Here is a 15381-nt window from a genome sequence, read left to right as displayed (position 1 = left end):
CGCGGGCAAGTCGGATCGCCGCACCGCCGCCCCCACAAGGACCGCGTATGACTTCACAGACGATATCTATTTCACATGACCCAAGCACTTATCGAACTGTCTGACCTGAGCTTCAGTTGGCCAGGACATCCGCAGTTGCTGGACATCCCGGCGTTTCGCCTGGACGCCGGTGAAACGCTGTTCCTCAAAGGTCCCAGCGGCAGCGGCAAGACCACACTGCTCGGCCTGCTCGGCGGGGTGCAAAAGCCCGATCGCGGCAGCATTCGCCTGCTCGGCCAGGAATTGACCGAACTTTGCGCCGGCGCCCGCGATCACTTTCGGGTCGATCACACCGGCTACATCTTCCAGCAGTTCAACTTGCTGCCGTTTCTCTCGGTGCGCGAGAACGTTGAACTGCCCTGCCACTTCTCGAAACTGCGCGCCAGCCGTGCTATCCAGCGCCACGGCAGTGTCGATCAGGCCGCTGCCACGCTGCTCGCGCACCTGGGGCTGAAAGATCCAGCACTGCTTGGCAGACGTGCCGATTCATTGTCCATCGGCCAGCAACAACGGGTTGCCGCGGCCCGGGCGCTGATCGGCCAGCCGGAGTTGGTGATCGCCGACGAGCCGACTTCGGCGCTGGACTATGACGCCCGCGAGGCGTTTATCCGTTTGTTGTTCGCCGAATGCCGCGATGCAGGGGCCAGCCTGTTGTTCGTCAGCCACGATCAAAGCCTGGCGCCGTTGTTCGATCGCAATCTGTCGCTGGCCGAACTCAATCGCGCCGCCACACCGTTCGAGGTTTGAGATGTATTTGTTTCGTCTAGCCATGGCCAGCCTGGCTAACCGCCGCTTCACCGCGATCCTTACCGCGTTCGCCATCGCCTTGTCGGTGTGCCTGTTGCTGGCGGTCGAGCGTGTGCGCACCGAAGCCCGCGCCAGTTTCGCCAGTACTATCAGCGGCACGGACCTGATCGTCGGCGCCCGTTCCGGATCGGTCAACCTATTGCTGTACTCGGTGTTCCGCATTGGCAACGCCACCAATAATATCCGCTGGGACAGCTTCGAACATTTCGCCAGCAACCCGAAGGTGAAGTGGGCGATCCCGATGTCCCTCGGCGATTCCCATCGAGGTTATCGAGTGATGGGCACCACCGACGCCTACTTCCAGCACTACCAGTACGGTCGTCAACAACGCCTGCAACTGGCCGGAGGCCGCGCCTTCGCCAGCGACCCGTTTGAAGTGGTACTCGGTGCCGAGGTCGCTGACGCCCTGCATTACAAACTCGGCGACAAACTGGTGCTGGCCCACGGCGTGGCGGTGATCAGCCTGGTCAAACACGACGACAAACCGTTCACCGTGGTCGGCATTCTCAAGCGCACCGGCACCCCGGTGGACCGCACGCTGCACATCAGCCTCGGCGGCATGGAAGCCATCCATATCGACTGGCAGAACGGCGCGCCGGCCAGGGGCAACGGTCGCATCAGCGCCGATCAGGCACGCAACATGGACCTGACACCGCAAGCCATCACCGCGTTCATGCTCGGACTCAACAGTAAGATTTCGACCTTTGCCGTGCAGCGCGAGATCAATGAGTTCCGTGGCGAGCCGATGCTGGCAATCCTCCCAGGCGTGGCCTTGCAGGAACTCTGGAGTTTGATGGGCACCGCTGAAAAAGCCTTGTTTGTGATTTCCTTGTTCGTGGTGCTGACCGGGCTGATCGGCATGCTCACGGCGATTCTCACCAGCCTCAACGAACGCCGCCGAGAGATGGCGATCCTGCGTTCGGTCGGCGCCCGGCCGTGGCATATCGCGACCCTGCTGGTGCTTGAAGCCTTTGCCCTGGCATTGTCCGGGGTAATTGCCGGATTGGGGTTGTTGTACCTGAGCATCGCCGTGGCGCAAGGTTATGTGCAGTCGACTTACGGTTTGTACCTGCCGCTGGCCTGGCCAAGCGAATATGAGTGGACGCTACTTGGCGGTATCCTGCTCGCCGCGTTGCTGATGGGCTGCGTGCCGGCCTGGCGCGCCTATCGACAATCGTTGGCCGATGGCCTGTCCATTCGTTTGTGAGTGTTTATAAGCATCTGTTTATGACCGCCCTTTTTATCGCTCTCTGTTTATGAGCACCCGTTTTATGAGGAGCCACGTCATGTCCCGCGCCCTGCTTGCGCTGTTATTGCTGGTCGCCATGCCGTTGTGGGCCGCCGAACCGATCGACCTGACCTGGTCGGAAATGATCCCGCCGGATGCGGCGCCGGAAGTCCCGAACATGACACCGCTGCACGACCTGTCGAAACTCGGCGACGCCCTGGCCGCCGAAGCTGCACCTGCGGCCAGGCAGGACATGCCCAACGCACCGGTAGTGAAAAGCCTCGACGGCAAGGACATCAGGCTGCCTGGCTATATCGTGCCGCTGGAAGTCAGCGAAGAAGGCCGCACCACGGAGTTTCTGCTGGTGCCGTATTTCGGCGCCTGCATTCACGTGCCGCCACCGCCATCGAACCAGATCGTCCACGTCAAAAGCGAGGTCGGGGTGAAACTCGACGAGCTGTATCAGCCCTATTGGATCGAGGGGGCGCTGCAGGTCAAGGCCTCCAGCAGTGAACTGGCGGATGCCGGGTATCAGATGGATGCCGAGAAGATTTACGTGTACGAATTGCCGGAGTAAGACCGACCGTTATGCGTCGCCCGCGATGGCGCCAAGATCGCAGCCGGAGGCAGCTCCTACAGGGCGCGCGTACACCCATGAGTCCGCGGTGGTACTCAATCGGCGTAGGAGCTGCGCCAGGCTGCGATCTTTTTTGGCCATCACGGTTTCATTGAGCTGAGTCAAAGCCTCGTTCCTGATGCTCTCTACCATTGGACGCAGACAACTTGAATCGTCCTTCGGAGCCTCCATGCACAAGTCTTTGCTTAGCGCTTCCCTGTTTGCCCTCGCGCTCGCAGCCCCGCTTGCTCACGCTCACCAAGCCGGTGATTTCATCGTTCGTGCCGGTGCCATTACCACCGCGCCTAACGAAGACAGCGGTGAGCTGAAACTTGACGGAGCGAAGGTTTCCGGCACCAAAGCGACCCTGACCAGCGACACCCAGTTGGGCCTGACATTCGCCTACATGATCACCGACCACGTCGGCCTCGAACTGCTGGCGGCCACACCGTTCGAGCACGAAGTCGGCGTCAAAGGCCTGGGCCCGGCGCTGGACGGCAAGCTTGCCGACGTCAAACAACTACCCCCGACCTTGTCGCTGCAGTACTACCCGCTGGATGCTTCGTCCAGGTTCCAGCCCTATGCCGGTGTCGGTATCAACTACACCCTGTTCTTCGACGAAGAACTGACCAGCCAGCGTAAAAACGAAGGTTTCAGCAACCTGAACCTGAAGGATTCGGTGGGTATCTCCGGGCAACTGGGCTTCGACTACATGGTTACCGAACACATGCTGGTCAACGCCTCGGTCTGGTACGTCGACATTGACACCGAAGCCAGCGTTGACGGCCCGACCGCCCTGGGCGTCGGCCGCACCAAAGTCGACGTGGACGTCGATCCATGGGTCTACATGGTAGCTATCGGCTACAAGTTCTGAGTCAACGACAATAAAAAAGGCGCCTCAACCGGGCGCCTTTTTCATGTTTTCAATAAAGCTTCAACGCCCCAGCAACCGCGCAAGCCCGACACTCATCGGTGTCTGTTCAGGAAACTTGAAACGCTGCAGCAGCCGCTGATTATTCGCCCGCGAGTGACGGATATCACCGGAACGCGCCGGACCATAGGTCACCGGCGGCAACTCCCCCACCACCTCGGCCAGGGCTGCGAGCATTTGCTTGAGCGTGGTTGCCTGGTTCAGCCCGACGTTGACCGCGCCCGTTTCCACCTGCGGCGCCTCGATGGCCTGCACCAGTACGTCCACCAGGTCTTCGACATACACGAAATCGCGAGTCTGCTCACCGTCACCGAATACTGTGATCGGCAGACCCTTTTGCGCCCGCTCGCTGAAAATGCTGATCACTCCGGAATACGGCGATGACGGATCCTGGCGCGGACCGAAGATGTTGAAGAAGCGGAACACCACCGGCTCCAGCTCGTGCTGACGGCGGTAGAAGTCGAGGTAGTACTCGCTCGCCAGTTTGTCCGCGGCATAAGGCGTCAGCGGTGCCTTTGGTGTGTCTTCGTCGATCGACTCACCCTCGCCATTGTTGCCATAGACCGCTGCGCTCGAGGCGAACAGCACACGTTTGACCCCGGCCTGACGCATCGCTTCGCAGACATTCAGGGTGCCAATGAAATTGCTCTGATGGGTGCGCACCGGGTCATCTACCGAGGCCTGCACCGAAGCCACGGCCGCAAGATGAGCGACCGCCTGGCAACCGAGCATGGCCCGCACCATCAGAGCGGCGTTGGCGACATCACCTTCGATAAGTTCGAGCCGAGGGTTGTCCAGTGCCAGGTTGCTGCGTTTGCCGGTGGACAAGTCATCGAGAATCCGCACCGAATGACCCTTGGCGAGCAAGGCGTCGACCAGGTGCGAACCAATAAAACCAGCACCGCCGGTAATCAAAACAGGGCCGTCAGCCATGGCGATAAAACCTATCCAGTAAGCCCGGGAGTGCCGCTCGCCAGGCGCGCGGCTTGATCCCGAAGGTGTGGAGAATTTTCTTGCAGGCCAATACCGCGTGCTGTGGCTCTTCGGCAGCATCCGGGCGCGCGGCATGGGCTTGTGCAGTCGGCGACTCAATTGCTAACGAGTGTAGCTGACGCGCCTCGGTCAGGATCGCCTGGCCCAATGCCAGCGGCGTGGTCGCTTCCTGCCCGGCGTAGTGGTAGGTGCCCCACAGCGGTGCCGAGCAATCCAGTTGCTTGAGCACCGAGATAATCACTCGCGCCGCATCATCCACCGGCGTCGGGTTGCCCCGCCGGTCATCGGCCATCAGTAATTCTTCAGGTTGTTCAGCACGCGCAAGGAAACGCCCAAGGGTTCCGTCGGCGCTGTCATCGAGCAGCCAGCCAAATCGCAACAACACATGTTGTGGACAGGTCGCACGGACACTCTGCTCGATCCGCCACAAGGCCTGGCCACGCGAGCCTAGCGGTACCGGTTCGTCTTTTTCGCTATAGGCCGTGGCCCGCGAACCATCGAACACCCGATAGCTGGACGGTTGCAGCAGGACGATGTTGTGATGCTTGCACAGCTCGGCAAGCCGCTCGATCGCCCGTTCCTGGCCGGCCAGGCGCGCCTCGGGTACCGACTCCGCCTGAAACCAGTCGAAGTAGTACGCAAGATTGATCAAAGCATCCGGCCGGGTGTCGTCGAGCAGTTGCGTCAGGCTCGCGGCATCCCAGCCGGCTTCTGGCGGACGGGGGGCGAGGAAACCGATGTCTTCCTCCGCACCGAGGCGAATCAGCGCCTGCCCAAGGGCATTTCCGCCGCCCAGTAACATAAGGCGCATTCGCATAGAGTCAGCAGGCCCAGTCTGTGTAGAACGATGGTTTTATCGCAAAGCCTTATGGGCCTTACCGTTGATAATGACCAGAATCGTTGCATTTTGCGGGTTTCCAGCGCAACCGTCACCCGTAAATAGTATATCCGCTGTATTGCGCGGTCTTTGTGGGACCGGGCTTGCCCGCGAAGACGACCTTGGAACCCATGACGATCCTGGGTCAGGACTTGCAACTTTGCGTGTCCACCCGCATAAATCTCTTCATGAATCTTCCCGAATCAGCGGACAACGCCCTGACGGGTTTTCACCCCGCCGTCAGCGCCTGGTTCAACGCGACTTTCCCCTCGGTCACCGCCGCTCAGGCCCAGGCGTGGCCGTTGATCCGCCAGCGCCGTTCGACCCTGGTCGCCGCGCCCACCGGCTCGGGGAAGACCCTGACTGCGTTTCTCGCAGTGCTGGATGACCTGGTCCATCGCGGCCTGGAGCACGGTGGCCAACTGCCGGACGAAACGCTGGTGGTCTACGTCTCGCCGCTCAAGGCACTGTCCAACGATATTCAGATCAACCTGCAAAACCCGCTGGCGGGGATAACCGAGCAATTGCGGCGCATGGGTTTGCCTCAGTTGCAGATCAACACCGCAGTGCGTACCGGCGACACCCCGCAAAAAGACCGCACGGCCATGCGTAAAAGTGCCCCGCATATTCTGGTGACAACCCCGGAATCGTTGTACGTGTTGCTTGGTTCGGACTCCGGCCGACGCATGCTCGGCAGCGTGCGCACGCTGATCGTCGACGAAATTCACGCCATCGCTGGCAGCAAGCGTGGCAGTCATCTGGCCCTGAGCCTGGAACGCTTGCAAGCACTGTGTCGCGAACCCTTGATGCGCATCGGTCTGTCAGCCACGCAAAAGCCCATCGAAGCAGTGTCGCGCTTTCTGGCAGGTCGCGACCGCCCTTGCGAGATTGTCGACATTGGCCACGCCCGCCCACGGGACCTGGCCATCGAGGTGCCGCCGGTGCCGTTATCGGCAGTGATGGCCAATGACGTCTGGGAGCTGGTGTATGACCGGCTCGCCGTGCTCGCCCGCGAACACCGGACCACGCTGATTTTCGTCAACACCCGGCGCCTGGCCGAACGCCTGAGCCGTCATTTGAGCGAACGTCTGGGCAAAGAAGCGGTGGCGGCCCACCATGGCAGCCTGGCCAAGGAGTTCCGCCTGGACGCCGAACAACGGCTCAAGCGAGGCGACTTGCAAGTGCTGATCGCCACCGCATCGCTGGAACTGGGCATCGATATCGGCGATGTCGACCTGGTCTGTCAGATCGGTTCGCCGCGCTCTATCGCGGCCTTCCTACAACGGGTCGGTCGCTCCGGACACCAGGTCGGCGGCACTCCCAAGGGACGGTTGTTCGCCACCACCCGCGATGACCTGATCGAATGCGCGGCCCTGCTCGACTGCGTGCGCCGCGGTGAACTCGACACCTTGTTGATCCCCACGGCACCGCTGGATGTTCTGGCCCAGCAAATCGTCGCCGAAGTCAGCTGCCAGGAATGGCAAGAGCAGCCGTTGCTGGAGATGATCCGCCGCGCCTGGCCCTATGCCGGGCTCGATGAAGAGCACTACCAGGCCATATTGCGGATGCTCGCCGAGGGCTACAACGGTCGGCAGGGCATCCGTAGCGCCTACCTGCATCGCGATGCCCTGACCCGTACCCTGCGCGGCCGGCGCGGCAGCAAACTGACCGCCGTGACCAGCGGCGGAACCATCCCGGACAACGCCGACTACAGCGTCCTGCTGGAACCCCAGAGTCTGAACATCGGCAGCGTCAACGAGGACTTTGCCGTTGAAAGCATCGCCGGCGACATCTTCCAGCTGGGCAATACCTCGTACCGGATCCTGCGGGTCGAAACCGGCAAGGTTCGGGTCGAAGACGCCCAGGGACAACCGCCGACCATCCCCTTCTGGCTCGGCGAAGCACCGGGGCGCAGTGCGGAACTGTCGTTCGCCGTGGCGCGCTTGCAAGCCCGCCTCGATGAATTGCTCGGCGCGACGCCCGGCGAACTACAAAGCAGTCTCGACTGGTTGACCGACAGCCTCGGCCTGGATTTCGCCAGCGCCGGGCAGCTGGTGGAATACCTGGCGCGTGCACGTTTGACCCTGGGCGCCTTGCCATCCAGGGACACGCTGATCATGGAGCGGTTTTTCGATGAGTCCGGCGGTACCCAGCTGATCATCCACAGCCCGTTCGGTAGCCGGATCAATCGCGCCTGGGGTCTGGCGCTGCGCAAGCGTTTTTGCCGTACCTTCAACTTCGAGTTACAGGCCGCCGCCAGCGAGGACGCCATCGTGTTGTCGCTGTCCACCAGCCACAGCTTCGAGCTGGATGAAGTCTGGCGCTACCTCAACAGCAACAGCGCCGAGCACACCCTGATTCAGGCCGTGCTGGAGGCGCCGTTGTTCGGCGTGCGCTGGCGCTGGAATGCCGGCGTCGCACTGGCCCTGCCACGTTATAGCGGCGGCCGCAAAATCCCGCCGCAGATCCAGCGGATGAAAAGCGAAGACCTGATCGCCAGCGTGTTTCCCGATCAGATCGCCTGCCTGGAAAACCTCGCAGGGGAACGGGAAATTCCCGAGCATCCGCTGGTGGAACAAACCCTCGATGACTGCCTGCACGAGGCCATGGACAGCGAAGGTTGGCTCGCCTTGCTGCGACGCATGGAGAACGGCGAAATCCGCTTGATCAGCCGCGACCTGCCGGCCCCCTCGCCCCTGGCCGCAGAGATTCTGAGCGCGCGGCCCTACACCTTTCTCGATGACGCACCGTTGGAAGAGCGGCGCACCCAGGCTGTGCTCAACCGCCGTTGGAGCGACCCGCAATCGACCGATGACCTCGGTGCCCTGGATATCGAGGCGATTCAAGCGGTGCGCGACGAAGCCTGGCCGACGCCCACCGGTGCCGATGAAATGCACGAAGCGTTGATGAGCCTGACGTGCATTACTGATGCCGAGGCGCAAGCCAATGAGCAGTGGCTGACCTGGCTGCAGGCCCTGGCCGACACTGGTCGCGCCAGTCGCTTGCAGATCAATGCCGGGCAATCGTTGTGGCTGGCACTGGAACGTCTGACGCTGCTGCGCACGCTCTATCCCCAGGTTCTGTTGCAACCTGAGTTGCAGGCCCTGCCCGGCTTCGATGAGGCGTGGAATGGCGATGAGGCGCTGGTGGAAGTGATCCGCGCGAGACTCAGCGGGTTCGGGCCGCTGCCGCTAAGCGAGATCGCCGAACCGCTGGCGCTGCCGCCGGCCCGCATCACTCAGGCCCTGGCGCAACTGGAAGCTGAAGGATACGTGCTGCGCGGCCGCTTCAGCCCAGGCGCAACTCAGGATCAATGGTGCGAGCGGCATTTGCTGGCGCGCATTCATCGCTACACGGTCAGACGCCTGCGCCGGGAAATCGAGCCGGTAGCGTTGCAGGACTTCATGCGTTTTCTATTCGACTGGCAGCATGTTTCCAATTCGACCCAGGGCCAGGGCAGTGCCGTTTTGCCAGAAATCGTCAGCCAGTTCGAAGGCTATCCGGCGGCGGCCGCGGCCTGGGACAGCGATATTCTGCCGGCGCGCCTCAAGGGTTATAGCGCCAGTTGGCTGGATGACCTGTGCCGCAGCGGCAAACTGGTCTGGAGCCGTTTGACCGCGCACAGCAAACCGGCGAGTGCGGCGCTGCGCAGCACCCCGATCGTGTTGCTGCCGCGTAGCCAGGTGGCGCTCTGGAGTAGTTTGACCGAACAGACCGACAGCAGCGAGTTGTCACCAAAAGCCCAAAAGGTCCACCTGGCCTTGAGTCAACAGGGCGCATTGTTTTTCGACGAACTGCTGCATGAAGCCCATCTGCTGCGCAGCGAACTGGAAAGCGCATTGCAGGAGCTGGTGGGCGCCGGGCTGGTAAATGCCGACAGCTTCGCCGGGTTGCGCGCGCTGATTACCCCGGCGAGCAAACGCCAGGCCCGCAGCGGTCGTCGTGGACGCGGGGCGTTTATCGGCGGCATGGACGATGCCGGGCGTTGGGCCCTGTTGCGCCGAACGGCGCCGACTGCGGTGAGCGAAGTCACTCGTCCCGGGCAAACGCCAGCGGCAACCCTGGAGCATGTCGCAATGACCTTGCTGCGGCGTTATGGCGTGGTGTTCTGGCGTCTGCTGGAGCGCGAGGCCGATTGGCTGCCCAGCTGGCGCGAACTGCTGCGCACTTTCCATCGGCTGGAGGCCAGAGGCGAGATTCGCGGAGGACGTTTTGTCAGTGGTCTGGCGGGCGAGCAATTCGCGTTGCCAGAGGCGATTCCGTTATTGCGCGAAGTACGTCGGCGGCCCCATGACGGCAGCCTGATCGGAGTCTGCGGTGTCGATCCGCTGAACCTCGCTGGCACGCTGCTGCCGGGCAACAAGGTCCCGGCACTGGCCAGCAATCGACTGGTGTATCGCGACGGCCTGCCTGCTGCAGCGGAAATCGCCGGCAAGCAGTACTACTGGCTGGAACTGGATCAGCAGGCCAGCGCAGAGCTGCGCAACAAACTGATCCAGCATCGCACCTGAGAACCACATTGAACTTGAGAACAACATCAACCCTTGTGGGAGCCGGGCTTGCCCGCGAAGGAAGCGGCGAGGTCTGTATGAGACACCGCGTCATGTTCTTCGCGGGCAAGCCCGGCTCCCACAGGTTTTGCGCAGACCTGACTATTGCGCAATCGGCCGATCCGGCAGCAACAGCGTATGACTTTCCGCTAGCGGCCCCTCAACCTCAGGCTCATCCACCTGCCCGCCGCGCACAGGCAGCAAAACCTGCTGTGGATAAGTTTGCGCGAAATGCACCCAAGGGCTGTTATCCACAAGCTTTTTCAGCCGCTGATTGAATGCCCGGTTCACCACGTATTGCCCACCCGACACCGTGCGGAACTGCGCGGTCAGCACCACGCCGTTGAGGTCCATCTTGTCCACGCCGAACACTTCCAGCGGCCCTTGCAGGTTGTATTTGAGGAATGGATCTTCACTGATGGAACGCCCGGCCTCGTGGATCAGTTCAATGGCCTTGTCGACATCGGTATCGTAGTTGAACTGCACCGAGAAGAACGCATAGGCGAATTGCCGCGACTGGTTGGTGACCGCCTTGATCTGGCCGAACGGCACCGAATGCACGAAGCCCTTGCCATCACGCAGGCGCAGGGTGCGAATGGTCAGGCCCTCGACCGTGCCGGCGTGGCCGGAATCGAGCACCACCCAATCGCCAATCGACAGCGTGTCTTCAATGATGATGAACAGCCCGGTGATCACGTCCTGCACCAATTGCTGCGAACCGAACCCGATCGCCAGCCCGACCACCCCGGCACCGGCCAGCAGCGGCGCGACGTTGATCCCCAGGTTGGCCATAGTGGTGATCGCACAGATCACCACCAGAATGATTTTGATCGCGTTGCGCAGCAGCGGCAGGATGGTTTTCACCCGAGTGCTCGGCTGGCGCGCCGAGCGCTTGCTGACCGGTGGTTTCAAGGCCTCCTGAATCGCCGTATCAAGTACCACCCACAACAGCCAGGTCACCAGCAGGATCAGCCCGATGCTGCTCAACGAGTCACTGATGGCCCGGCCCATCGAATTGCGCTCAGCGAACTCGAACAACGACACGCCCCAGATCCGCCCCAACACTTCGATAAACGCGACGGCCAGGACAATCCTCAGCAGCGCATGCAACAGGCTGAGGAATCGTTCCCTATACGCGCTGATTCGCTGGAGAGTCAAGATAGTGCGAGGTTTGAACAGATGCTGGAGCAAGGTGCTCAAGAACACCATGGCGATCAGCAACACCGTGGTCATCAACGCACAGCGCAGCGCCTTCTGGCTGTCCTCACCGGCGCCGATCACGTTGATTGCCGAGACCAGCACCATCAGCAGGATCGGCCAGTACCAGAGCCCGGAAAAAATCCGTAACGACTCCTGCAACGCGGGCTGCTTCATGCGCTGGGACAGCGATCGATTGCGAATCAGATGAGCGACCGGGCGGCGCAGACGGATCACCAGCACACCGAAGATTATCGAAGCGAAAAACCCGGTGAACACCGCGACGCTGCTGGTGATATTGCCACCCAGCTGGCGGGCGATCTGCGGGCTGGTCAGGGCATCGCTCAGCGCGGCGAAAAAGCCGATCAGGAACAACGGCAGCGCCGAGTAGCCACGGATGATATGCACAGCCTGGCGCTTGTGTCCGACGTTGAACATCACGATCAGACACAATAACGCCGAGGTCGAGAAAATACCGCTGCTGGTGGCATAGGCAAAACACAAGGCCAGCGCCTTGCCGATCGAGGCTTGCAGAAAGTGGCTGACGAACAGCATCAATGGCAGGCAGATTACTGCCGGCAAGGTGTACGGCAGCAGGTAGCGGAGCAGCGCCCGGCTGCGCGCACGGGTACCCAGCCATCGATGCTGGTTGAGGCGCTTGACAAGCAGGCCGCCGAGCAGGCTGAGAAGCGCAAAAGCGCCGGCCCACACCCCGGACAACAGCAGAAAATCACCGATCAGGCTCCAGGTCGAACGCGACGAGGGCTGGTTGACCAGCCGGTCCACCTCACTCACGGCCCGATCGGCGCGCAAGCGCCAGGCGTCCACCAGGTCTTCATTGAGGTCGAGCTGGTCCTGGACTTCATCGATGCTTGAACTGATTGCCCCGAGCAATCCGCCCTCGACCAGCAGTTCCGGTTTTTCCGGTGGTGGGGCAACGGTCGGGGTCGTTGCCGCCTCCATTTCGCCGCTGCCGAAGATCAGCAGCGTTCCCAGCAGTAACGCGGTCCTGAGCTTGAACAAAATGCAGGGCTCCTTCAGCAGAGTGGGTAAAGAACTGATCGGGAAAAGCCCGGCAAGTTCGCCTTCGCGATGCCCTTGCCCGAAAAACCCCGACCATCTTGACCCTTTAAGCGCCTGTCAGCCCAGCCTTTATGCCCTCACATCAGAATTCGATCCGTACATCACCCTTTGGCACGCTGCAGCACGAAAGAATGAAACCTTCGGCCTCGTCTTCTTCGGTAATCCCGCCGTTGTGCTCCATCTCGACCTCCCCGCCGAGTTTCATCACCTTGCAGGTGCCGCAGATGCCCATGCCGCAGGCTTTGGGGATCAGCAGGCCAAGCTTGGCGGCAGCGGCGTGGACGGTTTCGCCCGGTGCGACGCGAATGCTTTTGCCGGAGGCGGTGAATTCCACCTGATGCAGGTCGGCGAGGTCGATTTCCGGGGCATCGGCCGCTTGTTCGGCTTGTTCCACGGCATCGGCCCGCGCTTCCGGCGGAGTCGCGCCGAAGGACTCTTCGTGATAGCGCGACATGTCGAAGCCCTGGGCTTCGAGCATGCGTTTGACCGCGTTCATGTACGGCGTCGGGCCGCAGCAGAAGACTTCGCGCTCAAGGAAGTCCGGCGCCATCAGTTCGAGCATCTTGTGGTTCAGGTAACCGCGATAACCGGCCCAAGGCTCGCCCAGCCCATGCTTCTCGCAGATCAGGTGCAGGCTGAAGTTGTCGATCCGCGACGCCATGTGCTCCAGTTCGCGGTGATAGATGATGTCTTTCGGTGAGCGGGCGCTGTGGATAAACACCATGTCGACATTGGCGTTGGTGTCGTAGAACCAGCGGGCCATGGACATTACCGGAGTGATACCGACGCCGCCGCTGAGGTAGAGCACTTTTGGCGCGGTGAAGTCCATGGCGTTGAACAGCCCGACCGGGCCGTGCACTGCCAGCTCCTGGCCTTCATGCAGGGTGTCGTGCAGCCAGTTCGAAACCTTGCCGCCCGGCACACGCTTGATGGTCACGGAAAAGCTATAAGGCACCGAAGGCGAGCTGGAAATGGTATAGGAGCGCATGATCGGCACTCCGTCGATTTCCAGCTCCAGGGTGACGAACTGCCCGGGTTTGAAGAAGAACAGGATTGGCTGATCGGCCATGAAACAGAAGGTGCGCACGTCCCAGGTTTCCTGGATGACTTTGACGCAACGGACGATGTGCCGACCATTGGCCCAGGTCTGGGTTGTTACCGGGTTCAGGAAGCTGTTGGACATGCGGGTCTCCACGGCCGACTGTCGGCCTCATGTTGGCGATTCTGCTCAAGGTGCGAACCGACCACTTACCTATCTGCGACATTCACATACTTATCGCGACCAGCCCCCAACCACCGGGGGTTGCGCGTCGGGAACAGATTGGGCCATGTCGCCCATGGATAAGGTTCGGGATGCGCGCGACCGCACACTCGCTTCAACAGATAGACGCTATTTTAATAGCCTTGCGTAGCACCATGATTGATCAGCCACTTTCGCCGGCCACACAGAATGGCCATGAGGACTTAAACGATGGACGTCACCGCAACCCTGAGCTTGGGCGATCCGCTGGAACCCGCACGCAAGGCCACCGCAGAGATGCTGCAAAGCCGCGAGCGGACTTTCTCTCTGCCGCAGCCGTTTTACTCTGATGAGCGGTTGTTCGATATCGATATGCAGGAAATCTTCCAGAAAGAGTGGTTGATCGCCGGCATGACCTGCGAGATCCCGACCAAGGGCAACTTCCTGACCCTGCAGATCGGCAAGAACCCGATCATCGTCATTCGTGGCGCCGAAGGCCAGGTGCATGCGTTTCACAACGTCTGCCGCCACCGCGGTTCACGGCTGTGCACCAGCGAAAAAGGCAAGGTCGCCAAGCTGGTTTGCCACTACCACCAGTGGACCTACGAGCTGGACGGGCGCCTGCTGTTCGCCGGCACCGAGATGGGCGCCGACTTCGACATGAAGCAGTACGGCCTCAAGCCGGTGAATGTGAAGACCGCGGGTGGTTACATCTTTATCAGCCTGGCGCAGAACCCGCCGGCCATTGATGACTTCCTGTCGACGCTGAACCATTACATGGAACCGTACGACATGGAGAACACCAAGGTGGCGATTCAGACCACCTTGTTCGAAAAAGCCAACTGGAAGCTGGTGCTGGAAAACAACCGCGAGTGCTACCACTGCAACGCCTCGCACCCGGAACTGCTGAAAACCCTGCTGGAATGGGACGACGTCACCGACCCCCGCGCCGACCAGGCATTCAAGGACCACGTAGCCGCCTCCGCGTCTGCCTGGGAAGCCGAGAAAATCCCTTACGCGCACGCCAGTTTCGGCCTGCGTAATCGCATCGTGCGCATGCCGCTGCTCAAGGGCGCCGTGTCGATGACCATTGATGGCAAGCAAGGCTGCAAAAAACTCATGGGCCGGATCCAGAACCCGGACCTGGGCTCGATGCGCATCCTGCACCTGCCGCACTCCTGGAACCACTGCATGGGCGATCACATCATCGTCTTCACCGTGTGGCCGATCAGTGCTCAGGAAACCATGGTCACCACCAAGTGGATCGTGCACAAGGATGCGGTCGAAGGCGTCGACTACGACGTCGAGCGCATGCGCCAGGTCTGGGATGCGACCAACGACCAGGACCGTCGTCTGGCTGAAGAGAATCAGCGCGGGATCAACTCCACGGCCTATCAGCCAGGTCCGTACTCCAAGACTTATGAGTTTGGCGTAGTGAACTTCGTGGACTGGTACAGCGAGCGTCTGCTGAATAACCTGGGCGCCGAAGCTCCGGCCTACCTCAAGGGCGTCGCGGCGCAGTAAAAGCTTCGCGGGCAAGCCCCCACAGGGCAAATGTCTGGCCACAATGTTGTGACCGACCGATATCCCTGTGGGAGCGAGCTTGCTCGCGAAAGCGTCCTGATAACCAACACCAGTCCATACCTGAAAACCCGATCAAATCGACACCCACCTCAATCCCCCTCTCCGACAATGTCTGCCTGGTTCGCTCCCATGGGCCTTATAACTGTATGAAATATGATCTATCGCTGCCGGACCTATACGCAGCAAGGGTCCTGGCGCTTCGCCAACAAGTTATCCACATAGCCACCCACAGTTAA

10 protein-coding genes are annotated in these 15381 nt (G+C 61.1%); 6 read left to right on the top strand and 4 right to left on the bottom strand.

Annotated features, from left to right (window positions below):
* Window positions 1–75: 75 nt before the first annotated feature.
* From F8N85_RS30545 to F8N85_RS30530, 4 genes are all read left to right on the top strand, one after another.
* Window positions 76–786 (top strand): ABC transporter ATP-binding protein, encoded by a 711-nt coding sequence (locus F8N85_RS30545; RefSeq protein ID WP_150803151.1) that lies wholly within the window; start codon window positions 76–78, stop codon window positions 784–786.
* A gap of 1 nt (window position 787) precedes the next feature.
* On the top strand, window positions 788–2053 hold the full coding sequence (locus tag F8N85_RS30540) for an ABC transporter permease (RefSeq protein ID WP_150807167.1): 1266 nt from the start codon (window positions 788–790) through the stop codon (window positions 2051–2053).
* Window positions 2054–2132: 79 nt separating this feature from the next.
* Window positions 2133–2651 (top strand): DUF3299 domain-containing protein, encoded by a 519-nt coding sequence (locus tag F8N85_RS30535; RefSeq protein WP_150807166.1) that lies wholly within the window; start codon window positions 2133–2135, stop codon window positions 2649–2651.
* Window positions 2652–2880: 229 nt separating this feature from the next.
* Window positions 2881–3564 (top strand): OmpW/AlkL family protein, encoded by a 684-nt coding sequence (locus tag F8N85_RS30530; protein ID WP_150807165.1) that lies wholly within the window; start codon window positions 2881–2883, stop codon window positions 3562–3564.
* Window positions 3565–3624: 60 nt separating this feature from the next.
* Here the strand turns inward: F8N85_RS30530 and F8N85_RS30525 are convergent, their stop codons facing one another.
* Complete coding sequence (locus F8N85_RS30525) at window positions 3625–4554, bottom strand: NAD-dependent epimerase/dehydratase family protein (RefSeq protein WP_150807164.1); 930 nt, start codon at window positions 4552–4554, stop codon at window positions 3625–3627.
* Entirely contained in the window at window positions 4547–5431 is an 885-nt protein-coding gene (locus F8N85_RS30520) for a sugar nucleotide-binding protein (RefSeq protein WP_150807163.1), read from the bottom strand. Before F8N85_RS30520 ends, F8N85_RS30525 begins: the two co-directional genes overlap by 8 nt.
* A gap of 248 nt (window positions 5432–5679) precedes the next feature.
* Here F8N85_RS30520 and F8N85_RS30515 point away from each other — a divergent pair, with 248 nt between their 5' ends.
* Entirely contained in the window at window positions 5680–10002 is a 4323-nt protein-coding gene (locus F8N85_RS30515; RefSeq protein WP_150807162.1) for a DEAD/DEAH box helicase, read from the top strand.
* Between the two features lie 141 nt (window positions 10003–10143).
* Here the strand turns inward: F8N85_RS30515 and F8N85_RS30510 are convergent, their stop codons facing one another.
* Window positions 10144–12201, bottom strand: a complete 2058-nt coding sequence (locus tag F8N85_RS30510; protein ID WP_412072524.1) for a mechanosensitive ion channel family protein — start codon at window positions 12199–12201, stop codon at window positions 10144–10146.
* Between the two features lie 202 nt (window positions 12202–12403).
* The gene (gene gbcB, locus F8N85_RS30505) at window positions 12404–13504 is read right to left on the bottom strand and encodes a glycine-betaine demethylase subunit GbcB (RefSeq protein WP_150807160.1); all 1101 of its coding nucleotides are present in this window, start codon (window positions 13502–13504) and stop codon (window positions 12404–12406) included.
* Window positions 13505–13792: 288 nt separating this feature from the next.
* On the opposite strand from gbcB, the gene gbcA reads away from it, so the two are divergent.
* On the top strand, window positions 13793–15085 hold the full coding sequence (gene gbcA / locus F8N85_RS30495) for a glycine-betaine demethylase subunit GbcA (protein ID WP_150643988.1): 1293 nt from the start codon (window positions 13793–13795) through the stop codon (window positions 15083–15085).
* Window positions 15086–15381: the final 296 nt, after the last annotated feature.

The organism is Pseudomonas fluorescens (assembly GCF_902497875.1).
GTDB lineage: Bacteria > Pseudomonadota > Gammaproteobacteria > Pseudomonadales > Pseudomonadaceae > Aquipseudomonas > Aquipseudomonas fluorescens_BR.
This window is presented reverse-complemented; position numbering and strand designations above follow the sequence as displayed.